Source organism: Steroidobacter cummioxidans (assembly GCF_003104955.1).
Genome location: NZ_LSRW01000052.1, coordinates 1 through 22,560, shown reverse-complemented (window position 1 = coordinate 22,560; position 22,560 = coordinate 1). Strand labels below are relative to the sequence as shown.

17 protein-coding genes are annotated in these 22,560 nt (G+C 62.0%); 10 read left to right on the top strand and 7 right to left on the bottom strand.

What is annotated here, in order from left to right; genetic code table 11:
- Positions 1–103 precede the first annotated feature (103 nt).
- Both D0550_RS23325 and D0550_RS23320 read left to right on the top strand, forming a co-directional pair.
- Complete coding sequence (locus D0550_RS23325; RefSeq protein WP_116811598.1) at positions 104–1,165, top strand: family 43 glycosylhydrolase; 1,062 nt, start codon at positions 104–106, stop codon at positions 1,163–1,165.
- 152 nt (positions 1,166–1,317) lie between these two features.
- Complete coding sequence (locus D0550_RS23320) at positions 1,318–3,840, top strand: hypothetical protein (RefSeq protein ID WP_153067293.1); 2,523 nt, start codon at positions 1,318–1,320, stop codon at positions 3,838–3,840.
- Here the strand turns inward: D0550_RS23320 and D0550_RS23315 are convergent, their stop codons facing one another.
- The gene (locus tag D0550_RS23315; RefSeq protein WP_116811596.1) at positions 3,841–4,584 is read right to left on the bottom strand and encodes a 2-oxo acid dehydrogenase subunit E2; all 744 of its coding nucleotides are present in this window, start codon (positions 4,582–4,584) and stop codon (positions 3,841–3,843) included.
- A gap of 174 nt (positions 4,585–4,758) precedes the next feature.
- Here D0550_RS23315 and cofC point away from each other — a divergent pair, with 174 nt between their 5' ends.
- From cofC to D0550_RS23300, 3 genes are all read left to right on the top strand, one after another.
- Positions 4,759–5,358 (top strand): 2-phospho-L-lactate guanylyltransferase, encoded by a 600-nt coding sequence (gene cofC / locus D0550_RS23310; protein WP_116811595.1) that lies wholly within the window; start codon positions 4,759–4,761, stop codon positions 5,356–5,358.
- Complete coding sequence (gene cofH / locus D0550_RS23305; RefSeq protein ID WP_116811594.1) at positions 5,355–7,796, top strand: 5-amino-6-(D-ribitylamino)uracil--L-tyrosine 4-hydroxyphenyl transferase CofH; 2,442 nt, start codon at positions 5,355–5,357, stop codon at positions 7,794–7,796. The genes cofC and cofH overlap by 4 nt, the downstream gene beginning before the upstream one ends.
- 168 nt (positions 7,797–7,964) lie before the next feature.
- A complete protein-coding gene (locus D0550_RS23300; RefSeq protein WP_116811593.1) occupies positions 7,965–9,092 on the top strand; it encodes an acyl-CoA dehydrogenase family protein in 1,128 nt (375 codons plus the stop codon).
- Between the two features lie 55 nt (positions 9,093–9,147).
- Here the strand turns inward: D0550_RS23300 and D0550_RS23295 are convergent, their stop codons facing one another.
- The gene (locus tag D0550_RS23295; protein ID WP_116811627.1) at positions 9,148–9,840 is read right to left on the bottom strand and encodes an SDR family NAD(P)-dependent oxidoreductase; all 693 of its coding nucleotides are present in this window, start codon (positions 9,838–9,840) and stop codon (positions 9,148–9,150) included.
- A 230-nt stretch (positions 9,841–10,070) separates the two neighbouring features.
- Here D0550_RS23295 and D0550_RS23290 point away from each other — a divergent pair, with 230 nt between their 5' ends.
- On the top strand, positions 10,071–10,967 hold the full coding sequence (locus D0550_RS23290) for an enoyl-CoA hydratase/isomerase family protein (protein WP_116811626.1): 897 nt from the start codon (positions 10,071–10,073) through the stop codon (positions 10,965–10,967).
- 27 nt (positions 10,968–10,994) lie between these two features.
- Here the strand turns inward: D0550_RS23290 and D0550_RS23285 are convergent, their stop codons facing one another.
- Positions 10,995–12,158: an acetyl-CoA C-acetyltransferase gene (locus tag D0550_RS23285; protein ID WP_116811592.1), complete on the bottom strand. Its 1,164-nt coding sequence runs from the start codon at positions 12,156–12,158 to the stop codon at positions 10,995–10,997.
- 87 nt (positions 12,159–12,245) lie between these two features.
- On the opposite strand from D0550_RS23285, the gene D0550_RS23280 reads away from it, so the two are divergent.
- The gene (locus D0550_RS23280; protein ID WP_116811591.1) at positions 12,246–13,409 is read left to right on the top strand and encodes a CaiB/BaiF CoA transferase family protein; all 1,164 of its coding nucleotides are present in this window, start codon (positions 12,246–12,248) and stop codon (positions 13,407–13,409) included.
- A 40-nt stretch (positions 13,410–13,449) separates the two neighbouring features.
- Here D0550_RS23280 and D0550_RS23275 read toward each other — a convergent pair whose 3' ends face one another.
- Positions 13,450–15,021, bottom strand: a complete 1,572-nt coding sequence (locus tag D0550_RS23275) for an alkaline phosphatase D family protein (RefSeq protein ID WP_161965996.1) — start codon at positions 15,019–15,021, stop codon at positions 13,450–13,452.
- 187 nt (positions 15,022–15,208) lie between these two features.
- On the opposite strand from D0550_RS23275, the gene D0550_RS23270 reads away from it, so the two are divergent.
- Both D0550_RS23270 and D0550_RS23265 read left to right on the top strand, forming a co-directional pair.
- The gene (locus D0550_RS23270; protein ID WP_206606486.1) at positions 15,209–16,309 is read left to right on the top strand and encodes a sensor histidine kinase; all 1,101 of its coding nucleotides are present in this window, start codon (positions 15,209–15,211) and stop codon (positions 16,307–16,309) included.
- Positions 16,310–16,389: 80 nt separating this feature from the next.
- Positions 16,390–17,502, top strand: coding sequence for an ROK family protein (locus D0550_RS23265; protein ID WP_116811589.1), 1,113 nt, complete (start codon positions 16,390–16,392; stop codon positions 17,500–17,502).
- Positions 17,503–17,563: 61 nt separating this feature from the next.
- On the opposite strand, the gene D0550_RS23260 is transcribed toward D0550_RS23265, so the two are convergent.
- Positions 17,564–18,883: a flavin monoamine oxidase family protein gene (locus D0550_RS23260; protein WP_116811588.1), complete on the bottom strand. Its 1,320-nt coding sequence runs from the start codon at positions 18,881–18,883 to the stop codon at positions 17,564–17,566.
- On the bottom strand, positions 18,876–20,372 hold the full coding sequence (locus D0550_RS23255) for an FAD-dependent oxidoreductase (RefSeq protein WP_161965995.1): 1,497 nt from the start codon (positions 20,370–20,372) through the stop codon (positions 18,876–18,878). Before D0550_RS23255 ends, D0550_RS23260 begins: the two co-directional genes overlap by 8 nt.
- Positions 20,373–20,673: 301 nt before the next feature.
- Between D0550_RS23255 and D0550_RS23250 the strand changes: the two genes are divergently transcribed.
- Complete coding sequence (locus tag D0550_RS23250; RefSeq protein WP_116811586.1) at positions 20,674–21,474, top strand: iron-containing redox enzyme family protein; 801 nt, start codon at positions 20,674–20,676, stop codon at positions 21,472–21,474.
- Positions 21,475–21,482: 8 nt separating this feature from the next.
- On the opposite strand, the gene D0550_RS23245 is transcribed toward D0550_RS23250, so the two are convergent.
- Positions 21,483–21,959: an Hsp20 family protein gene (locus D0550_RS23245; protein WP_116811585.1), complete on the bottom strand. Its 477-nt coding sequence runs from the start codon at positions 21,957–21,959 to the stop codon at positions 21,483–21,485.
- Between the last annotated feature and the right edge of the window lie 601 nt (positions 21,960–22,560).

Genomic DNA, 22,560 nt, shown 5'->3' with positions numbered 1-22,560 from the left:
CTGTGGCCTAGTACTGAATCACACCGACTAAAATCTGACAAGTATTATTTGTCTTATAAATCAGTTCGAGCTAGGCTGCGTCGCTGTGATCGGGGGAATTGCCATGACTGCATTGAAGATTTCGCGACGACTGCTACTGGGCGCCACATTGTTCACAGCTGTCGCGTTGGCGCGTCAACCGGACCCGCCGGGCCAGGTTCGCGCAGGCGAGCAGCCTGTGAACGAAGCATATTTGTTCGCTCACATGACGCACGCCGACTACGGCCGCCTCTACTACAGCGTCAGTCTCGATGGACTGCACTGGTATCGCCTGAACGACGGCAAGCGCATCACCGACGACTATCGAGGCCATCCCGACATCGCACGCGGCCCCGATGGCACTTATTACATTGCGGGCAACGAAAGCGATTCTGCGCCGACCATCAACATCTGGTCTTCGCGCGATCTGATCGAATGGAAGCGCTTCAGCACCTACACGCCCGACTTGAAAGCAACGCCGGGCTACTCGCAGGCGCTGCAAAGAATCGGCGCGCCGAAAATCTATTTCGACGAGCCTTCCAAACAGTTCGTGATGACCTGGCACACGCCGCACCTGGAAGGCACGCCCGAGGACGCCGAGCGCTACTGGGCCAGTCAGCGCACGCTGTATGTGACGTCCAAGGACCTGAAGAAATTCTCGGCGCCGCCCAAGCGATTGCTGTCGTGGGAGATGGGCACCATCGACGTGTTCCTGCGCCAGGCCGAAGGCAAGTACTGGGCGATCATCAAGGACGAAACCTATCCGACGCTCGACTGGGTCACCGGCAAGACCATTCGCATCGCCAGTTCCGACAAGCTGCTCGGCCCCTATGAAAACCTGAGCCCGCCGCTCAGCCCGAACTTCCGCGAAGCGCCGATGCTGATTCCGTCGCCAAATGGCGAAATCTGGTATCTCTATTACGAGCAGTATCCGGGCGTGTCATACGGCCTGTCGGTCGCCGATAAGCTGTCCGGCCCGTGGTACCAGATCTCCGGGTACACGTTCTTCTCGACCTGGGACAAATACAGCCTGCCGCCGAAAGTCCGGCATGGCGCCATGATCACCATCTCGCGCAAGCAGTACGACGCACTGGTCCAGCGCTTCGGCATCGACCAGTCCGCGCCGCCCTCGTCCGCCAGGAATTGAGGGCTCATCGACCCAAGCTGAACGGCAGCTGAGCGGCGAAAAAGGGGACAGGTTTATTTTCCGATCCTGCGGACGAATAAATCTCTCCCCTTGTTGGTAGGGGCTGTCAAGCGGGTTGGCCGTAACAACGCTGTGCCCTACGATTCGCCCCCATGAGCTTGCGACTTTGCCGATGGCTTACGACCCTTGCGGTGCTCGCGGTCACTTCCGCCCACGCGGCGGCCACCAATGCCCCGTTCGATCTGCAGGGGCCGACGCTCGAGGCCACGGTTTCCCGGGATAAAACCACCCTGCCGATCGCCCAGGTCCCACACCTGGCCGAGGGCGACAAGCTGTGGATCAAAGCCGATTTTCCGAAGTCGCAGTCCGAGCACTACCTGCTGGTGCTCAGCTTCCTGCGCGGCCCCACCAATCCGCCGCCCAAGAACTGGTTCTTCAAATGCGAGACGTGGAAGCGCGCCTGCATGGAAAAGGGACTGACCGTCACGGTTCCAGAGGGCGCTCAACAGGCGCTCATCTTCCTGGCGCCCGAGGACGGCGGCGATTTCAAGACATTGGTCAACGCAGTGCGCGGCCGGCCGGGCGCGTTCGTGCGTTCGACGCAGGATCTGAACCAGGCAACCCTCGATCGCTCGCGGCTGGAGCGTTATCTCACTTCGATCCGCCATCTGAACGCCGCCAACCCCGCGGTGCTGAAGGACACCACGCCGCTACTGGCGCGCAGCCTCGGCATTCGCGTCGATGAGAAATGTCTCGACCGGCTGCCGCAACTGCAGGCTCCCTGTCTGATGCAAGGACAGGAAACATTGATTCTCAACGACGGCCACAGCATGTCCATCGTCGAGGCACTCACGAAGGGTCCCGCGAGCGATCTGGTCATGGCGGCGAGTGCGACACCACAAGCGAACTATGGCTATTACAGTCCGTATCTTGCTTCGCTGCGAGATCTGGGCCGGTTGTTCGATTCGTTTCGCGTCGCCAACTACCAATACATTCCGGCGCTGGCCACGGCCGTGGATAAAGAGCTCACGCTGACGCTCAACACGCCGCCGTCATTTCAGAATCCAAAGTCGGTGCTGGTCGCGGCCCTGCCCGCCGTGGAACAAGCGCTGCCGCCGCCGCTGCACGCAGTGAGCCCGAAAGATATTTACTGCGTGCGCAAGGATCGGCTCGTGCTGCCCGTCGAGGGTGCGCCGCTGGTGTTCGCGACGGAGTATGCGCATCACACGGTGCTTCGAGTCGCGGGCGCGAATGGCGAAGTGATCGAGTTGCCCGCGATGGCGGATGCCACGCAAGGCGGCTTCCTGATCGACACCTCGCCGCTCGGCAACGCCAGTCTGGCCGACCGTTTCCGCGGTTCGCTGCATGGTTACTGGGGCTTCGACAAGTTCAACGGCCCCGGCTTCCAGCTCGTCAACACGCATTCGCAAACCTGGGCGCCGGCGTCGCCAGACGACACCTCGTTGATCATCGGTCGCGCCAATACGATTCATCTGCAAAGCGGCAGCGTCGCTTGCATCGATCGCATCATGGTGAAGGACCCCACCGGCAAGGAACTGCGCGTGGATTGGTCGCCGGTGAAAGCGAACGAAGTCGAGATCAACCTGGCCTTGCAGCAGGCACAGCCCGGCGCTTTGACGTTGTTCGTCTCACAATTCGGTTCGCCGGAGCCGCATCCCGTCGAGCTGCGTGCCTACCCCGAAGCCGGTCGGTTCGAAAGCTTCACCATGCATGAGGGTGAATCCCACGGCGTGCTCAAAGGCAGCCGGCTCGCCGACGTCGCAGCGCTGTCGTTGAAGGGGCTCGAATTCGTGCCCGCTGCCGACATGGCCAATCCGGAGAGCGATCAGCTGCGGCTCGAAGTGAAACCTGTCGAGGCGACCGACACGCCGGCGCCGAGCTTGCAGCAAGGCGACGCTGCGAAAGCGAAAGTCACCCTCCGCGATGGCCGTAGCTACGCAGTCAACGTCGCGGTGGCAGCACCGCGTCCGCGCGTGGAACTGGTCGGTAAGAGCGTGCAAGTGGTGTCGGGCGACTCGAGCAACATCCAGCTCGCGAGCGAGAACCAGCTGCCGCAAGACGCACAGCTCATCTTCTCGGTGCGCGCGAAATCGCCGGCCATCTTCAGCCGTGATGCAAACATCGAAGTGGCCAGCGCCGATGAAGCCCTTTCGACCACGCTGAGCCTCGCCAATCGCACACTCACCCTGGCTGACAGCAAGGTCGCGGTCGCGACGTTCGATCCAACCAAAGCCTTCGGGTTCTCCGCGTTCGGCCCGTTGAAGTTCCGCGTCGTGCACAAAGGGGTCGCGGGCGACTGGCAGCCCCTGGTGACCCTGGTTCGACTGCCCGTGCTGAAAGGTCTGGATTGCCCGTCGGATCCTGCCCAGTCCTGCAAGCTCACCGGCGTCAATTTGTTTCTGGTCGATTCGGTCGCCAGCAATCCCGACTTCAAGGAACCGGTCGCCGTGCCCGTCGGCTTTCCGGGCCGCGCCCTGCCCGTGCCGCGACCGGGCCAAGGCGGTCTCTATCTGAAACTTCGTGACGATCCGAGCGTCGTCAACGTCGCGGCGCTGGTTGTACCAGAGCCGCCTGCCCCGCCGGCGCAAGCTTCACCTGCTCCGACCGAACAGCCAGTAGCGACAGCAGCTTCCGCACCGATCCCCAATCCGTAGCTATTCAAACCGATAGGTGCCCAGCCACTCGGCAATGAAGCGCACGAAGCGAGCCGCGTCGGCGCCATTGATCACCCGGTGGTCGTAACTGAGCGAAAGCGGCAGCAGCTGTTTCAAAACAGGATTGCCGTCAGCGTCCGGCACGAAGCGATCCTGCGTTCGACAAATGCCAAGGATCGCTACTTCCGGCGCATTGATGATGGGAGTGAACGCCGTGCCGCCAATGTGCCCGAGCGATGACAAGGTGAAACAACCACCCGCCATCTCGGCGATCGACAAGCCCTTGGTGCGCGCCTTCTCCGAAATCTGTACGACTTCACGCGCGATCTGACCCACGTCCTTCTGATCGCAGTTGCGGATCACCGGCACGAGTAACCCGCTCGGCACATCGACCGCGACGCCGATGTTGAAGTAGCTCTTCGCGAACAACGTCGCGCCGTCGGCGCTCAGCGAACAATTGAAGCTCGGATGCCGCTGTAACGCCGCGACGCTGGCCTTCATCAAGACCGGCAGCAACGTGCGCTTGTCGCCGGGATGTGCGGCATTCCATTCCTTCCGGCGCCGCTCGAAATCGGTGACATCGGCGTCGTCGTGATGCGTGACATGCGGGATGGACACCCAATTGCGGTGCATCGCACGTCCCACATATCCCTGGATCTTGCCGACCGGCCGCGCCTCGACCGAACCGTACTTGGAAAAATCATCGACCGGCCATGGCAATAGGGCCTCAGCTGCAGTGCTCATTCGCTACCTGACCTTCCAGCAACACGGGCGGGAATTGCCCATTGCCGTATTGATCGGCATACGCCCGGTCCCGGCCCGGCACTGCCTGGCAGTCGAGGAACAACTGACCTACGAAGGGGCTTTCTACAGGACCGTGAATGGGCGCTGCGGATCCTGACAGACAAAGACCTCGGTATGCCGGCATCGACCTGGGCATTGCTTCCTCTGAAATCGAGCGAGCGCGCCAAGTCGCGACTCTCTGACGTGCTCGATGCCGAACAGCGCAAGCAACTTTTCTTCACGCTGGCGCAACGGGTGATCCTCGCCCTGCACGAGAGCAGGAATATCGATGCCGTCGCGGTCGTCACGTCGAGCCGCGAAGTCGCCTGGTTCGCCCGGTCGCTGCGGGCGAGAACTATCATGCAAAATGATGATATCGGGATGTCGGCGGCGCTCGAAGCGGCGCTGCAGTGTTTGCATACGGCACCCGCGCGCGTATTGATGGTGCCTGGTGACCTGCCGTTAATCTGCGTTCCTGCGGTGGATGCACTCTTCGACGCTCAAACATCGCGCGAGCAAGTGGTGCTCGTACCCGATCGTCGACACGAAGGCACGAACGCATTGCTCTGCTCGCCGCCGCATGTGATTGCGCCGTGCTTCGGCAACTCCAGCTTCGCGCGACATCTCGAAGCCACTCGCGCGGCCAATCTCGTGACGCGTGTACTGGAGATCGAGGAGCTCGCGCTCGATCTGGATTGCGCCGACGACTTGGAATATTTGTGGGGGATGCGATGACATTCCCCTGGCTGGAATCGCGACCGGCCTCGGAGCAATGCTCCGAGTTCCTGTTGCATACTGACTGGCGTGAGCTTGCTACGTTCGCTGCAAGACTTCGCGAACAAGGGTGGGGAACGCGCGTCAGCTACTCGCGCAAAGTCTTCGTACCTCTGACGCAGTTGTGTCGTGACGTCTGCCACTATTGCACGTTTGCGAAGACGCCTGGCCGCTTGTCGAAACCGTATCTCAGCCCGGAGGAGGTGCTTCGGATTGCCCAAGACGGTGCCGCGTTAGGCTGCAAAGAGGTGCTGTTCACACTGGGCGATCAGCCAGAGCTGCGTTATGCGTGGGCGCGCGACGCGCTCGCCGAGCTGGGCTTTGCGACGACCCTGGCCTATCTCGAACACGTCGCGGCGCTAGTGCTGCGTAAAACCGGGCTGCTCCCACACCTCAATCCTGGGTTGATGAGTGCGGAGGATCTTGCGCGGCTGCGGCACGTCGCGCCATCCATGGGCATCATGTTGGAGTCGGCATCGGAACGTCTGTGCGAGCGTGGCGGCCCACACTACGGCTCGCCCGACAAACTGCCTGCGCGAAGGTTGGAAACATTGCGCCTGGCCGGCGCAGCACGAATCCCGATGACCAGCGGCATTCTCATCGGCATCGGTGAAACAAGGCGCGAACGTATCGATGCACTGCTGGCATTGCGCGATCTGTCCGATCGCTACGGCCATCTGCAAGAAATCATCATTCAGAACTTCCGCGCCAAACCCGGCACAAAAATGCAGCACGCTCCAGAGCCGTCCAATGATGAGTTGTGCTGGACCATCGCCGTCGCTCGATTGATGTTCGGCGCGCAGATGAGTATTCAGGCGCCGCCGAATTTGTACGACGGCGATCTGACTGATCTCATCGCGGCGGGCATCAACGATTGGGGCGGTGTATCGCCGCTCACTCCAGATCATGTCAATCCGGAGGCGCCTTGGCCGCATCTGGAGCAGCTTGCGGCGCAGACGGCTCGCGCAGGGTGTGATCTCGTCGAGCGACTCACTGTTTACCCCAGCTATGTTCGGGCTCGTCATGAATGGCTGGCGGATGAGCTGCAAACGCCGGTGCTCAGACAATCGGACGGTGCCGGATGGGCACGCGTCGGTCGTTGGTGTGCTGGAGCGGCAGAGCCGACGTATGAAGATGACTATCGCGATGTGCCGGTGTCAGCAGTGCCGCGACGCTCGCGAATCGCTGACCTCGTGCAGCGAGCGACTGCTGGCAACGAGCTGGCGGAAAGCGAGATCGCCGAGCTCTTCACCGCGCGGGGCGCCGATTTCGTCCGCGCTTGTGAAATCGCCGACCAAGTGCGACAGCAAGCGGTCGGCGACACTGTCAGCTATGCCGTCGTTCGCAACATCAATTACACGAACGTTTGCTTGTACAAGTGCGGCTTCTGCGCCTTCTCCAAAGGCCGTACTCACGAACACCTTCGTGGCGCGCCATATCTGGTCGACCTGGATGAAATCCGCCGGCGTGTGCGAGAAGCCTGGGAACGCGGCGGCACGGAAGTATGCATGCAGGGTGGGATCCATCCATCCTTTACTGGACACACCTATTTGGAGATTTGCCGAGCGGCGAAGCAGGCGCAACCGCAGATTCACATTCACGCGTTCTCGCCGCTCGAGGTCAGCCACGGTGCGCAAACGTTGGGAATCTCGGTGCAGGAGTTTCTCATCGAGCTCAAGCGGGCGGGATTGGGGTCGCTGCCAGGCACGGCAGCGGAAATTCTAGACGATGACGTTCGCCGCATCCTCGCGCCTGACAAGCTGAGCACGCAGCAATGGCTGGACGTCGTCGCAGAGGCACATCGAGTCGGGCTGTCGACGACGGCGACGATCATGTTCGGTCACGTGGAAGGGTATGAGCACTGTGCCAGGCATCTGTTGCTGTTGCGACGGCTGCAGCAGGTGACCGGGGGATTGACCGAGTTCGTCCCCCTGCCCTTCGTTCACATGGAAGCTCCAATGTATCTACGCGGCCGCGCACGCAAGGGGCCGACATTGAGAGAAACGTTGCTGATGCATGCAGTGGCTCGCTTGGTATTGCATCCCCTCGTGTCGAACGTGCAGGTCTCATGGGTGAAACTAGGGCCGCAGTGGGCACAACGCTGTCTGCGGGCTGGAGCGAACGACCTGGGCGGCACACTCATGAACGAGTCCATCAGCCGCGCCGCCGGCGCAGCACACGGCCAGGAACTCAAGCCTGGGCAAATGCAGCAGCTCATAGCGGAGTTGGGCCGCCCTTGCCGGCAGCGAACGACGCTGTACCACGACGCGAGCTCGGAGCAGATCGAGCGTGCCGGCTGCGCAGCGGCGCTGGTCAAGCCCTATAACGCGCCGCTTGGAAGTAAAACACCCCTCGGCCCGGGAAGGCAGGCGGAATCAGCGCCTCACGTCCGGTATTGACCTGCCCGTCGAATGGCCATTTTTTGCAACACAAATGCGCTGTTTTGGCTGGATGCGACATGATTTTCGCTCGGCAGCAGGCCGCAGCCGCTGCCATTTGCACCCGAGCGGCTCCACCGCCATCCTTGCCGTCCGACGCCGTCGTCCTGTTTACCGAAGATCGAGCCGATGTTACTCACCCCCACGCAGCAAACCATTGCCGAAGCCGTCCGCGAGTTCGCTCAGGAACGCATTCGCCCGAACGCGCTGAGCTACGAAACCGCCCGCGCTTATCCGCCAGAGTTGTTCCAGGAGCTCGCCGAGCTGGGCCTGATGGGCATGACCGCGCCCGAAGAGAAAGGCGGCGCCGGTGCCGACTATGTGTCGTATGCGCTCGCGCTGATGGAAGTCGCGGCCGCCGACGGCGCGCTGTCCACCATCCTCTCCATCCAGAACAGCCTGATCGTTTCCGCGCTGCTGAAGGATGGCAACGCCGAACAACAGGATCGCTTCCTGCCCGACCTGCTCAGCGGCCGCATGATCGGCGCTTTCGCATTGACCGAAGCGGATGCGGGCTCGGACGCTTCCGCCCTGCGCACGCGCGCCACCAGAGTCGCCGACGGTTATGTGATCAACGGCAGCAAGCAGTTCATCAGCTCGGGCAAGATCGGCGGACTCGCGATCGTATTCGCGGTCACCGATCCCGAAGCGGGCAAGAAAGGCATCTCGGCCTTCCTGGTGCCGACCGATCGTCCCGGTTACGTGGTCGACAAAGTCGAGCACAAGCTGGGCCAGCTGGCTTCCGACACTTGCAGCCTGCGTTTCGACGATCTGCGCATCGAGAGCGCGCTGCGCCTGGGCGCCGAAGGTCAGGGCTATCGGATCGCGCTGTCGAATCTCGAAGCGGGCCGCATCGGTATCGCCTCGCAATCCATCGGTATGGCGCAGGCCGCGCTCGAAATCGCCAGCGGCTATGCGAAGGAACGCCGTTCGATGGGCAAGGCCATCATCGAGCATCAGGCCGTCGGCTTCCGTCTGGCCGATCTGGCCGCGCGACTCGAAGCCGCTCGTCAGCTGGTGCTGCATGCCGCCAGCGTCAAAGACACCGGCGCCCCCTGCTTGAAAGAAGCCTCGATGGCCAAGCTGGTGGCATCCGAAACCGCGGAAGCCGTTTGCTCCGGCGCCATCCAGACGCTCGGCGGCTACGGTTATCTCGAAGAGTTCGGCCTGGCCAAGATCTATCGCGACGTGCGCGTGTGCCAGATCTATGAAGGCACCTCCGACATTCAACGCATGGTGATCGCACGCTCGCTGTGACTGGGGTGCCAGACCGCGTCGTGGAACACTCCACGCCGCGGTCTGGCATTTGCCCTCAAACCCGGCCCACGATCGGAATCAGTGCGCCAGTGATCGCACTGGAGTGATTCGACAACAGAAACACCACCAGATCGGCGATCTGCTCGGGCTGGACCCAACGTGCGTAATCCGCATCGGGCATGTCAGCGCGATTCGCCGGCGTGTCGATGATGCTCGGCAGAATGGCGTTGACGCACACGCCCTGATCCTTCAGCTCATCGGCGAGCGCTTCCGTGAGCTTCGCAACGCCTGCTTTGGAAGCCGCGTATGCGCCCATGCCCGCGCCGGCTTTGATTGAAGCGGCGGCGCCAACGTTGATGATTCGCCCGTGCTCTTTGCCGACCAACGGCAACGCGGCCTGCACCGCATTGACGGCAGTGCGTAGGTTGACGCCGTAGAGCTGATCCCAGGTGGCAATGCCGCCGCCCTGGATCTTTTCCCAGCGAAAGCCGCCAGCGATGTTGACCAGCCCGTCGAGCCCGCCCATTTGTTTGGCGGCGGCTCGCAACGCCGCCGCCGCCGCGTCGGGTATGCCAAGATCGACCCCGCCGAGCAGCACGCAGCCCCGCAACGACTCCGGCGCCCTGTCAGGCGACGAGAAGTCGATACAAGTGACGCTTGCGCCGGCGGCGCGCACAGCAACAGCTACTTTGGAACCCAGCGCGCCGAACGCACCGGTGATGACGATCTTCCTGCCGGACAGATTCATGGCGAGCTCCGCATCCAATCATTCGTTGACTGAATGCTATCAAACCTGGTTCACCAGTTCGCCGGCGCTCGCGGGCAATCTATATCACACGTCAAAATTCTATTTCGACACAGCAGTTTGCTCAGCAAGGTTATGAGCTGCTGTCGCTGCGGGCGGAATGGACCGATCCGTCGAACCGATACACCTTCGCCGTGTACGGTGATAACTTAACAGACGAGCAGTACCTCACCATGGCTCGAGCCAATGCGACCGGCATCCGCGCGGGCTTGGGGGGCTCCGGCGACCGCGGGCGTTTCGATCCGGGCAAAATTCCAAGAGGTGACCTCGTGCGCAGCTATAACACTTTGACACTGGCACACAAGGATCGGGTGCTGACCATCACGCTGAATCGTCCCGACGCACTCAATGCCGTCAACCTGGAAATGCACGATGAGCTGGCCGACGCATTCAACTTTGCCGCCACTGATACGCAGTCCGATATCGTCGTATTGACTGGAGCGGGGCGCGCATTCTGCGCCGGCAGCGACATCGAGCATCTCGCTCGCAATGCCTCGAAGCCGGAACTGTTCGATCACGAGGCTCGCATTGCCAAGCGCATCGTGTTCGCCATGCTGGATCTGGACAAGCCGCTGGTGTGCCGGATGAATGGCCATGCAATCGGCCTCGGCGCGACGCTGGCGTTACTCTGCGATATCGTCATCGCACACGACAGCTCGAAGATTGGCGATCCGCACGTCTGCGTGGGCCTGGTTGCAGGCGACGGCGGCGCGGCGATCTGGGCGCAGCGAATCGGTCTGGGTCGCGCCAAGGAATATTTGCTGACCGGCGAGCCGATGACGGCAAAGCATGCCGCGGACATCGGCCTCATCAATCACTGCGTCAGTCCCAGTCAGCTCGATGATGCGGTCACGGCGTTCTGCAACCGCCTGAAGCACGGTTCCATGCAGGCGATTCGCTGGACCAAAGTGCTGATGAACCTGGAACTGAAGCGCGTCGCGCTCGGTGTAATGGACGCTGGCATCGCCTACGAGTCGGTGTCGGCGCGATCCGCCGACCACCGTGAAGCAGTCAAGGCCATGCAGGAAAAGCGTCGCCCCGTGTTCTGCACGGACGACACCAAGCTCTGATCACCTGCGTTCGCAGCTCGCGCCCGATCAGAGCGCCTCGACGATGGTCACGTTGGCGATACCACCGCCCTCGCACATCGCCTGCAAGCCATAGCGCTTGCCGCGTTTGCGCAGAGCATGAACCAGCGTTGCCATCAGCTTGGCACCCGTCGCCCCGAGGGGATGGCCCAACGCGATCGCCCCGCCGTTGACGTTCAGCCGGTCGGGATCTGCGCCGGTAGCTTTCAACCAGGCCAGCGTTACCGAGGCGAACGCCTCGTTGATCTCAAACAAATCGATGTCATCGATGCTCAGGCCCGCTCGCTCCAGGGCGCGCCGGGTCGCCGGAATCGGCTCTTCGAGCATGATGACCGGATCGCCGGCAGTGACTGTGAGATTGTGGATGCGAGCCAGCGGCTGGAGGTTGTGCGTCTTCAAAGCACGCTCGTTGACGACGAGCACCGCGGACGCACCGTCGCAGACCTGACTCGAATTCGCTGCGCTCAGCACGCCGCCTTCCTGCAACAGTTTCACTGAACCGATGGCCTCCATGCTCGCATCGAAGCGAACGCCCTCATCCGTCGTATGCAGACTGCCGTCGGCTGCGCGCAAAGGCACAATCTCATCTTTGAACGCATCGGCTTGAATCGCAGCGGCAGCGCGTTGATGACTTCGCAATGCGTATTGATCCAGCTGCTCGCGACTGAAGCCATATTTCTCGGCAAGCATCTGCGCGCCCGTGAACTGGCTGAACTGCTGCACACCGTAGCGCTTGCGAATGCGCTCGCTCCAGGGACCCGTACCGATTCCCGCCTTCTCGGCCAACGCAACGGGCGAGCCCATCGGCACTCGGCTCATGCTCTCGACGCCAGCCGCAATCACGACGTCTTGCGTCCCGGACATCACCGCCTGCGCGGCGAAGTGCACTGCTTGCTGCGACGAGCCGCACTGACGGTCGATAGAAACGGCGGGCACGCTGTCGGGCAACTTGGAAGCCAGCACCACATTGCGACCGATGTGAAAGCTCTGCTCGCCGACCTGGCTGACACAGCCCACGATCACATCCTCGACCGCTCGCGGATCGATCCCATAGCGATCGACGAGCGCATTGAGCACCTCGCCCCCCAGGTCCGCCGGATGCCAGCTGGAGAGTTTGCCGTTGCGTCGGCCACCGGCGGCGCGCACTGCTGCCACGATATATGCTTCGCCCATACTGCTTCTCACATTGACTCCAGTTGTACTGAACGCCCTGCTCTGGACTACTATTTTNNNTCGGGCACTGAAACCCCACGGTGACCGATGAACTCGACCGAGCCCACGAAATCGTCCGAAGCGACGACGCACGCACCCGCAAAAGGCCCACTGCACGGCGTGCGCGTGCTGGAATTTGCCGGCCTCGGCCCGGCGCCATTCTGCGGCATGCTGCTCTCCGACCTGGGCGCACAAGTCATTCGGATCTCGCGACCCAATGCGCCGGCCCAACCGTTCGACGCAATTCTCGACCGCGGCCGCGTCACGCTCACCGTCGATTTGAAACAGAGCGTCGGCATCGCCGCGTGCCGGGCCCTGGCCAGCAGCGCCGACGTGCTGATCGAAGGCTTCCGTCCCGGCGTGCTGGAAAAGCTCGGCCTCGGGCCGGACGTGCTGCTCAAAGACAATCCCAAGCTGATTTATGGACGCATGACGGGCTGGGGACAATACGGACCGAACGCGCACACTGCCGGTCACGATATCAACTACATCGCGCTGTCCGGCGCTCTGCATTCGGTCGGCGACGCCGCGAAGCCGACACCGCCGCTGAACCTGGTCGGTGACTTCGGCGGCGGCGCGTTGTATCTCGCCATGGGTGTACTCGCAGCGCTGTTGAATGCCCGCAGCACAGGCGTCGGTCAAGTCGTCGATTGCGCGATGACCGATGGCGCCGCGTCGCTCATGAGCATGATGTTCGCCATGCGCGCGGGGGGCAATTGGCGCGAGCAGCGGCATGCGAATCTGCTCGACGGTGGCGCACCTTTCTACGACACCTATCGCTGCGCCGATGACAAATGGATTTGCGTGGGCGCGCTCGAACCGCAGTTCTTCGCGGCGCTGCTCGGGAAACTGGCAATTCCGGTGAGCGACTATCCGGATCATTGGAATCCGGCCTGCTGGCCGGCCATGCGCGCTCGCTTCGAGACGATCTTTCAGAGCCAGACGCAGGCTCACTGGTGCGAACTGCTGGGAAACAGCGATGCGTGCTTCGCGCCGGTGCTGCCGATGAGCGAAGCCATCCACCATCCGCATAACGTCGCCCGGGGCACCTTCACCACTCATGCCGGAATCGTTCAACCTGCGCCGGCGCCACGCTTTTCGCGCACACCGACGACGATTCAGGACAGTGCCCGAGTCGACGCGAATACGCTGCGTGCGTGGCAAGTGCCGGACGCTCTGATCGAGCAGCTCCTGCCCGCGCGCAATCGCTAGTTCGATATATCGAGCGCCGGTTGCCGGCTTGCCGGGCTGATCAGGAATCTCGATGCAACGCGACGCGGTCATGCTCGACGACGAAACTGGTCGTGAGCGTCGCACGGCCGCCTTGCTCCGAAACCTTGTCCATCGTCCAGACATTCGTGCGCCACGAGTCGCGGCCAATATCGAAGACTTGATAGCCGCGACGCGCGTCATAGAGCTGACAATGAGGATTGTCCGCCGGCACGTCCTGCCACGCCTTGCTCAACTCGACCCCATTGCCTCCCGAGCTGATCGACGTGCAAACGAACTCGGTTGCAGCGGCCGGCCCGTCCAACTCACCTTCGCGCACCGGCACAACGCCAGCGTGATGCTGATGGACGTCACCGGTCGCAATCACGACGTTCTTCAAATCACGCGCAGCGATCTGTGCGACCAGCCGCTCGCGAGCTTGTGCATAGCCGCTCCATGAATCGACATTCGTGCGTCCCGCGTCACGACTCTGCGGATAGGTGAATGGCATCACCATCACCTGCTGCGCCAGGAGATTCCAGCGTACTGACGAGCTCAGCCCCGCTGCGAGCCAAGCCTCTTGCTGTGTGCCCAGCATCGTCACCGGTCCAGAACTGTCGAGCCTGCAACCTTTCGGCGGCCGTCCCGTCTGTATCAGGCCACCGTGACGATACTGTCGCGTGTCCAACACCTGCACGCGCAATAGATCGCCGTAGTCAAACCGACGATACATCTTGAGTCCACCGTTCGTCGGATACTGCGCCTGACGCACGGGCATATGCTCGTACCACGCCTGCATCGCTGCCGCTCGCCGCAACAGGAAAATCTCGGCGGGCGAGCCATCCTGATCGCACTCGCTGTACCAGTTGTTATCCACCTCATGGTCGTCGTAAGAAACCAGGAACGGCGCGGCGGCGTGCGCAAACTGCAGATCCGGATCGAGCTTGTATTGGGCGTAGCGTCGACGATAGTCATCGAGCGAATAGATCTCATCGCCTGCGTGCGAACGAACGCAGTTCGGCACTTTCGCGCAGTCGCGGGCGCGACCTTCGTAGATGTAATCGCCGTAATGAAAGATCGCGTCGAGATCCGGCACTTCACCTAGATGACGATAGGCGGTGTACCAGCCCTCTTCGTAGTGCTGGCAGCCCGCCACGCCGATGCGCAGCCGATCGATTCCGACGCCCACTGGTGTAGCCGTGCGAGCGGTTCCTACCGGGCTCGATTCGCCGTTGGCTCGGAACCGATACCAGTAACGCCAGCCCGGCTTCAGCCCTTTCGCCTCGACGTGCACCGAGTGTCCCAGCTCCGGCCGAGCTGCAGCGACCCCTGAGCGAACGACGCGAGTGAACCGATCGTCTTCCGCAATTTCCCAATCGACGGCGACGACCGCCATTTTCATGCCGCCATGGGGCTCGAGCGGCGCCGGAGCGAGTCGAGTCCACAGCACGAAGCCGTCCGGCCAGGGATCTCCGGAGGCAACGCCGAGTGAGAATGGATAGTCCTTGGACGGATTGCTGGCCCAGACGCGCTGGCCAACTCCCGATAGCAGCGCGAGGCTGCCGGATGCCGCGAGCTTGAGAACATCGCGGCGCGCGATCATACGATAGGTCATTGCTACGCCACGAACTCCAAATGCAGGCACAGACTTTGCGGGCGCGCCAGAGTAAGTCAGGTGTTTGACGATTTCGTGACGGTAAGCAAGGCAGCGACGGAACAAATGCCAGTCGCGCGGAATTCCTGGGCCAGAGCGTCGCTCTATTTCAATGACAGCTCCGCTCCACCTCTTCAGGACGGCGCGCATGACAATGACGGACGCCCTGCATCTATTCCTTGGCCACAGCGCCAGCGGGCAAGCGGTACGACACTACGACTGGGCCCACACTCCACTCGGACCGATCAACGACTGGTCGCATTCACTGCGCACCATGGTGGGCGCCGTCCTGGACTCCGCGTTTCCTCAATGCCTGGTGTGGGGGCCACAGCACATCATGATCTACAACGATGCCTTTCAGCCCATCCTGGGCAATAAACCGGCGGCGCTCGGCCGGCCGTTCGGTGCCGTCTGGTCGGAGGCGTGGCAAATGATCGAGCCGCTCGTGGAGCGCGCCTACGCGGGCGAGCCTACCTTCATCGAGGATTATCCTTTGATGGTGGAACGCCGCGGCCGCCCGGAGCAGGCCTACTTCACCTTCTGCTACAGCCCGATCCGCGACGACGATGGACGCGTCGCGGGCATGCTGGACACGGTGATCGAAACGACGCCCAAAATGCAGGCACAACAACAGGCAAGCTTGATCAACACCGAGCTGGCGCATCGCATCCAGAACACGCTCGCCATCGTCAACTCCATCTGCGACCAAACCTTCCGGGCGGCCAGCTCGCTCGATGAGGCGCGTATCACTTTCTCGCGCCGTCTCAAGGCGCTGGGCCAGGCACAGATGGTGCTGACGCAATCGAGCTGGATCAGCGCGCCGATGGCCGCCATCATCGAAGGCGCATTGGTCCCCCACAGCACGGCGCCCGGCGAAATATGTGCACAGGGACCGCCGGTAAATCTGTCGGCGCGCCAGGCGCTGTCGCTCGGCATGGCCATTCATGAGCTCGCGACCAATTCGATGAAATACGGCGCGCTGTCCGCCGCAGGCGGTGAGGTCGCGGTGCGCTGGTCACTGGAGCCCATCGACAGCGACCAATGCTTACGACTGCGCTGGGCCGAATCCGGCGGCCCTCCCGTTTCGCCGCCCAAACGGCGGGGCTTCGGCTCGCTGCTCATCGAACAAGTGCTCGCACAGGACTTCGGCGGCAAAGTCAGTCTCTCGTACGAGCCGGACGGGCTGCGCTTCGAACTGGCCACGAAGCTCAGCAACCTGCCGGATCAGGGCACGCGCGTGGGTGTGTAGATTTGCAACACCGCGCCCGCTGGAACGTAATGCCTCGGGCGCGTGTTTGCCTTACACGAAGGTGATTCGAGCATTCACGAATGGCCAAGAAAACCGCGAAGAAGACGGACGACACGCCGCCCCTGCTGGCTCATGGCGGCAAGGTGCTGAGCCTGGTCTCGGTGGACGCGTACAACGCCGAGATGCGCGGCTCCGAGGGGTTCCTCGGCGATCGCGCCAGCCGGCGCGCCTTTCAAGCCATCCTGGATGATTGGCGCGATCGCGTCAGTCGCGCTGGCGACGATCCGCTCGGCGACGAGCCGAGCGAGCAGATCAGCAAGAAACAACTCGACAAGATGCTCACCGAAGGCGACGCGGAAGCGGCCGGCGTGATTCACGGCGCGATCGAGGAGTTCGCGCAGGAGTTCGCCCAGGTCATCCGGCGCTTTCTCAAGCTGAAAGACTGGAAACACACCGAAGCCATCGTGATCGGCGGCGGCCTGCGCACCAGCCGCATCGGCGAACTGGCGATCGGCCGCACCTCGGTGCTGCTCAAAGCGGAAGGCTTCGATCTGGATCTCAAACCGATTCGCAATCACGCCGATCATGCGGGATTGATCGGCTGCATTCAGCTGGTGCCGTCCTGGATTCTGTCGGGACACGACAGCATCCTCGCCGTCGACATCGGTGGCACCAACATCCGCGCGGGCATCGTGGAGCTGCGACGCAAGAAAAGCGAAGATCTCGCGCAGGCTGCGGTCGGACACTTAGAGCTGTGGCGGCATCGCGAGGATGAACCGGAGCGCGAAGATGCCGTGCAGCGGCTCATCGATATGTTGGTCGGTCTGATCAAGCGAGCGGAGAAGGATGGCGCGAACCTTGCGCCGTTCATCGGTATCGGCTGTCCAGGAGTGATCGGCGCGGACGGCTCGATCGAGCGCGGCGGTCAGAATCTACCGGGCGATTGGGAACACAAGAATTTCAATCTGCCGGAGAAACTGCGCGCTGCCATTCCCAAAATTGGCGATCACGAAACCGTGATCGTGATGCATAACGACGCAGTCGTGCAGGGGCTGAGCGAAGTGCCGACCATGCGAGAGTACGAGCACTGGGGCGTGCTCACGATTGGCACGGGCTTGGGGAATGCGAGATTTACGAATCGGTTCAGTGAGGATGAGACGAAAAAAGAAAAGGATTCGGACGAAGATGAATAACGCCGCTGACTCGTTTTTTAATTGCCGCCGGCGGCAGCCACAGAAAGGAATTGCTGCTGCGTTATGAGCCCTGGAGCAATGCTTTGGCGGCCCGCTGCCCGGTGCTGAGTGCTCCGCCGACGCTGGATGATTCTTCCGCGTCCAGCGCCTCGCCCGCGAAGAACAACGTCTGCTCCACCGACTTCGCCAACTGCTTTCTCGCCGGACCGCCGCCCACGCCCGAGTAACTGTACGCTCCGCTCGAGTAGGGATCGCTCTGCCAGTCGTGCCAATACACCGCTTCGAGCATCTTCCGATAATCGCGACGCTTACCAAAGATCTGCGTGACGCTCGCCAGCGCCGGCCGCAACACCTCGTCCGTACTTCGCGCGACGAGGCGCATCGCCTTCGGCCCACCGCTCCACGCCATCAGCACTGGCGCTCTCACCGGCAGTGTCGTCCAGAACGTCGGGAACGGCGCCCCCTGCGCATGAAAGAACGCAACGTCGCGATGATGGCCATTGTCGATCTCCGACCAGAACGGCCTGGAGAAACACAGCACCAGCTTCACCACCGGCCCCATCAACAACCGCGACAACGGCACCTGCTTCCGCGGCAGTGTCGGCGTAAATAAAACACTTCCCGGCGTTAGCGCCGGCAGCTGCAACACCGATAGCGGCAACGTAATGATCGCCTGAGCCGCACGCACCAAGCCGGGCTCTCCGTGCTGGGCGAACGAGACATTCACCTCCCCTCGTCGCCAACGCACTTCGTTGACGGCACATTCCAACTGCACACACGTCTTCGCGGGATCGAGGCTGCCCGCCAACGAGTCCATCAACGGGCCGTAGCCTCGTTGCGGCCGAAACGTCGGCGCATCGGCTGCACTGCCGCCGGCCCACTCTTTCAATATTTCGACCGCGCTCGCCCGCGCGGGATCGGCTGCATCGAACCCCTCGACCAGCATGGTCGCGAACGCCCGGACGGTCGGCGACAACTGCCGCTGATGTTTCTGGAGGAATTCGGCGAACGGCAGATCGGCGCGCGGCTTGGGAATGCGCTTGAGCCGTTCCTTCATGGTCATGAACAAATCTTCGCTGCGCTTCATCCGGCCGGGCTGCGGCACGCGATATCGCGTCTCCGCCGCGTCCACTGCCACGTCGCCCGCCAAGCGCAGTTGCTCGAAAATCGCCGGCGATTCGCCATGAATGAACTCGGCACCGAGCTCCAGCGGCACGGCCGCGCCGCGCGGACGAACGGTGAGAATGCGACCGCCGATGCGATCGCGTGCTTCGAGCACGCACACGGATTTGCCGTTGCGACTGAGATGCGCCGCTGCAGCCAACCCCGCCGCACCGGCCCCAACGACGATGACGTCGTATTCGTCGCTGGCCCTACTCATGCAACCGCTTCAAGGGCTGCTCCGCCGGCCCACCCAGCACCTCGCCCGTCGGGCGAAAGCGCGAGCCATGGCAAGGACAATCCCAAGTGCGGTCGGCACTGTTCCACTTCACCAGACATTTCAGATGCGTGCATTGCGGCGCCAACAACGTCAGTTTGCCGGACTCATCGCGATAGGCCGCGACCTTCTTGCCTTGATAGCTGACGATCCGACCCTCGCCCGTGCCCACCTGATCGGGGGAGTCGAGCTGCGGCCGCCGCAGCCGATCGCGCACAAAATAATACGGGTAATCGACGTTCTCTTGCACGTAGCGCCACGCTCCCCCATGGAACGGCGAGCGCCCCACCGCGAGCAGGCTGAACCACGGGTTGTCGCGCCCGAGGAACCGATCCCGAGCCATCAACGCGCTCAATGTGCCCAACGTGAAGCCGTTGCCACAAAAGCCGGTCGCGATGAACTCGCGCTCCTCGTTCTCGCCGATGAAGGGCATGCCATCATCCGTTTCTACGACTTGACCCAGCCAGCGCCGATCGACCTTGGCCTGCGGCAGCACTTCGAACAACCGCCGCGTCAATCTGTCGAACACCCGCTCGGGATCGTCCTCCTGACCGGTCTTGACGTCCTCGCCGCCAAAGATGGCGTATTGATGATCGTCGTGCTGCTCGATGCGAAGATATTCGTACGGATCCCCTGTATCCCAATACAAAGCCTCGGGAACCGCACCGTTCGGTAAGCGGGCGCCGAGCACGTAACTCGTGTAAAGCGCCAGCTTCGTTTGAAACAAGCCCGCGGTCAGCGCGCCCCTCTTGCCCATCAACGGATTGTGAGTGGCGATGACCAGATACTTGCAACGAATCTTGCGACCGTTGGCATGCACCGTCATGGGATCGCCATCGTCCACGGCTTCGAACGCGGTGTTCTCGAACACCAGGCCGCCTTGCTGGCGGATGACGGTCAAGAGTCCTTTGAGATACCGACGCGGATGAAACTTCGCCTGCTGCGCAAAGTGCACACCGGGCATGTTGCTGTAGGGCAAGCTCTCGGCATAGGTGGCATCGAAGCCGAACGACTGCGCGAGCTCAGCATCCTTCTTCAGCGCTTCGATGTCCCGCGGGTACGGCATCTGCCCAATGCGAGCATGCAGATAGCCGGGCACGCGGACGAACTCCGCATCGTTGCCCGTCTCCTCGGCAATGCGCTCGATGGTATCGATAGCAACGACCCCGCCTTCCCAAAACTTACGCGCCGCATCTGTGCCAAATTTACTTGCCAGATGATGCAAGCGCTCATCGGTGACATAGGTGAGATGTGCAGTCGTGCGCGCGGTGTCGGCGCTGGCAACTTTTTCGCGATCGATCAGCGCCACCCGCACGCCCTCCTGCAACAGCAGATACGCCGTCGTAATGCCGGTCAGACCGGCGCCGACGACCAGCACATCCACGTCGATATCCCGCTGCAGCGCTGGAAATTCCGGCAGCGAGACATTCATCCACGGCGATCGATGGGTGGGTACTGACGACATAGGAACGGCGTAAGTTGCTATCCCGATCTGAACGTGCGTGTTTTCCGGCAAGTTCCGACCTGGCCGCAGGCGTGCGATATTCCCGCACATACAACTTCACAACTCTGTCACCGCTGTAGTGTGCATTGCTTCGAGCAATGCAACTGCAAGGCAAATCAATGCGCAACGCGCACTCGTGACGCACGTGCCCGATGTCGCCTGACGCACGAGTGGTCGAGCGGCAAGCATGCTCCGGTCATTGCGACGACAGGATCAGGAGCGTGCCGACATGGATAGTCCGTTTGTTAGAACCGGCCCACTCATGGCGCTGGCAAGTTATCCGCACTGGCTGCAAGAGCTCATTGCCGACTGCGATGTCGCGCGACACGCGGTCGTCACTCACGAAATCTTTCAGCAAATGCACGCAGGTATGTTGCCGGCGACGGCGATGCGCCGTTTTCTCGGCAGCTTCTGGCCGGTCATCGAGCAGTTCCCGCAGTACATGGCGATGAATCTGCTCAAGGTGCAGTACGGCCTCGGCGCGGGCCACGCCATGGCAAGGAAATATCTGATTCGAAATATTCGCGTGGAGCAGAACCACGTCGAGTACTGGATCGACTGGTCGCAGGCCCATGGCCTGACCCGCGACGAATTGCTCTCGGGCTGGCGCTCCAACTCAGCCGACGCACTCAGCCACTGGTGCTGGCACACATGCGAGCGAGATCCCCTGGCAATCGCAATGGCCGCGACGAACTATGCGATCGAAGGCACGACAGGCGAATGGGCCGCATTCGTGTGCAGCTCGTCAGCGTATGAGAATGGCTTTTCGAACGAGGCGCGCAAACAGGCGATGAAGTGGCTGCGCGTTCACGCGCACTACGATGACACTCATCCGTGGGAGGCACTCGAAATCATCGCAACGCTGCTCGGCCAGAAACCGGAAGCGCGCGACATCGCGAATGTGAGATCGGCGATCGTGAAGAGCTATCACTACATGAGCGCCGCGTTCGACGATTGTTTCGCGGCAGAACAACGGAACGCGCCGAGGCGGCAGTGCCGCCCCGGCGTTCCGACTCTACTCGCCAGCTAAGACCGAACTCAGGCGGCTTTGACGCCCGACTCGATCTTCGGCGCATCCGCCTTCGGCAAGCTGAGATCGCCCTTGATATCGATCCGACGCGGCTTCATGGCCTCGGGGATCTCACGCTTCAGGTCGATAGTCAGCAAACCATTGGCGAGACCGGCACCGGCAACACGAACATGGTCCGCCAGCTCAAAGCGACGCTGGAACGAACGCCCAGCGATGCCCCGATGCAGATACTGAGTCTCGTCGTTAGCGGCTCTCTCACCGCTCACCAGCAGCAGATTACGCTCCTGGGTGACATTCAACTCGTTCTCACCGAAACCAGCCACGGCCAGCGTGACCCGGTACTGGTCCTCACCGGTCTTGACGATGTCATACGGCGGCCAGTTATCGATCGTGGAAACGCGCTGCGCGTTATCGAGCAGATCGAAAATCCGATCGAAACCCACGGTGGAACGGAACAAAGGGGAAAAATCGAACGCAGTTCTCATAGCCATATCCTCAATGAGCGAAATGGAAAAATATTCGCGGCCCCGAAAACTCAGCAACCGCGACAGGTATGTAGGGACGCCGGATTGGGCTTCAAGGGGGCCTGGTGGCGGGAAACGGCGTTGATTTGCGGCAGCTATTGAGGCGTCAGATTGGGTCGCCCTGATCTTGTTCCGGTGGGGGCTTGGTATTGGTTTGCTGGGCGGGGGGCGTGGAGATAAGAGTGTCGGTGGCTCGGCGGTGGCTGTCGGGGGTCTCGGGAAACTCGCGAGCCTCTTCACCGTTGGCGGGCCGTGCGTTCGATGGCTGCCGCACGATTTGGTCCGTGGCCGTTTCACCGGCAGTGTCGCTCGCCCTTAACGCGCTGACGCGCTGCGAGCTGCAACGCTGGGCGTCGGTTGTACTGCCAGCGTGCAACGGTTTGCTCGAATGGCGGCGGGCTTAGAGTCACGGTGCTTGCGAACTTCCCGAGACCCCCGACAGCCACCGCCCCGAAATGCCAGCTGCAACGTCGCCAGAGCGGCCGCGCTTTAGCGCGGCCGCAACTGCCGTTGCGACAAAGCGCGAGCTCAAATCCTGTCTCTTATACACATCTNACGNGCC

Bases quoted from the DNA above. Each gene is read 5' to 3' on its own strand.
- D0550_RS23270 (WP_206606486.1), top strand. From the start codon at position 15,209: ATGACAATGACGGACGCCCTGCATCTATTCCTTGGCCACAGCGCCAGC.
- D0550_RS23300 (WP_116811593.1), top strand. From the start codon at position 7,965: ATGTTACTCACCCCCACGCAGCAAACCATTGCCGAAGCCGTCCGCGAG.
- D0550_RS23260 (WP_116811588.1), bottom strand. From the start codon at position 18,883: ATGAGTAGGGCCAGCGACGAATACGACGTCATCGTCGTTGGGGCCGGT.
- D0550_RS23255 (WP_161965995.1), bottom strand. From the start codon at position 20,372: ATGAATGTCTCGCTGCCGGAATTTCCAGCGCTGCAGCGGGATATCGAC.
- cofH (WP_116811594.1), top strand. From the start codon at position 5,355: ATGACATTCCCCTGGCTGGAATCGCGACCGGCCTCGGAGCAATGCTCC.
- D0550_RS23295 (WP_116811627.1), bottom strand. From the start codon at position 9,840: ATGAATCTGTCCGGCAGGAAGATCGTCATCACCGGTGCGTTCGGCGCG.
- D0550_RS23285 (WP_116811592.1), bottom strand. From the start codon at position 12,158: ATGGGCGAAGCATATATCGTGGCAGCAGTGCGCGCCGCCGGTGGCCGA.
- D0550_RS23280 (WP_116811591.1), top strand. From the start codon at position 12,246: ATGAACTCGACCGAGCCCACGAAATCGTCCGAAGCGACGACGCACGCA.
- D0550_RS23290 (WP_116811626.1), top strand. From the start codon at position 10,071: ATGGCTCGAGCCAATGCGACCGGCATCCGCGCGGGCTTGGGGGGCTCC.
- D0550_RS23265 (WP_116811589.1), top strand. From the start codon at position 16,390: ATGGCCAAGAAAACCGCGAAGAAGACGGACGACACGCCGCCCCTGCTG.
- cofC (WP_116811595.1), top strand. From the start codon at position 4,759: ATGCCGGCATCGACCTGGGCATTGCTTCCTCTGAAATCGAGCGAGCGC.
- D0550_RS23320 (WP_153067293.1), top strand. From the start codon at position 1,318: ATGAGCTTGCGACTTTGCCGATGGCTTACGACCCTTGCGGTGCTCGCG.
- D0550_RS23250 (WP_116811586.1), top strand. From the start codon at position 20,674: ATGGATAGTCCGTTTGTTAGAACCGGCCCACTCATGGCGCTGGCAAGT.
- D0550_RS23245 (WP_116811585.1), bottom strand. From the start codon at position 21,959: ATGAGAACTGCGTTCGATTTTTCCCCTTTGTTCCGTTCCACCGTGGGT.
- D0550_RS23315 (WP_116811596.1), bottom strand. From the start codon at position 4,584: ATGAGCACTGCAGCTGAGGCCCTATTGCCATGGCCGGTCGATGATTTT.
- D0550_RS23325 (WP_116811598.1), top strand. From the start codon at position 104: ATGACTGCATTGAAGATTTCGCGACGACTGCTACTGGGCGCCACATTG.
- D0550_RS23275 (WP_161965996.1), bottom strand. From the start codon at position 15,021: ATGACCTATCGTATGATCGCGCGCCGCGATGTTCTCAAGCTCGCGGCA.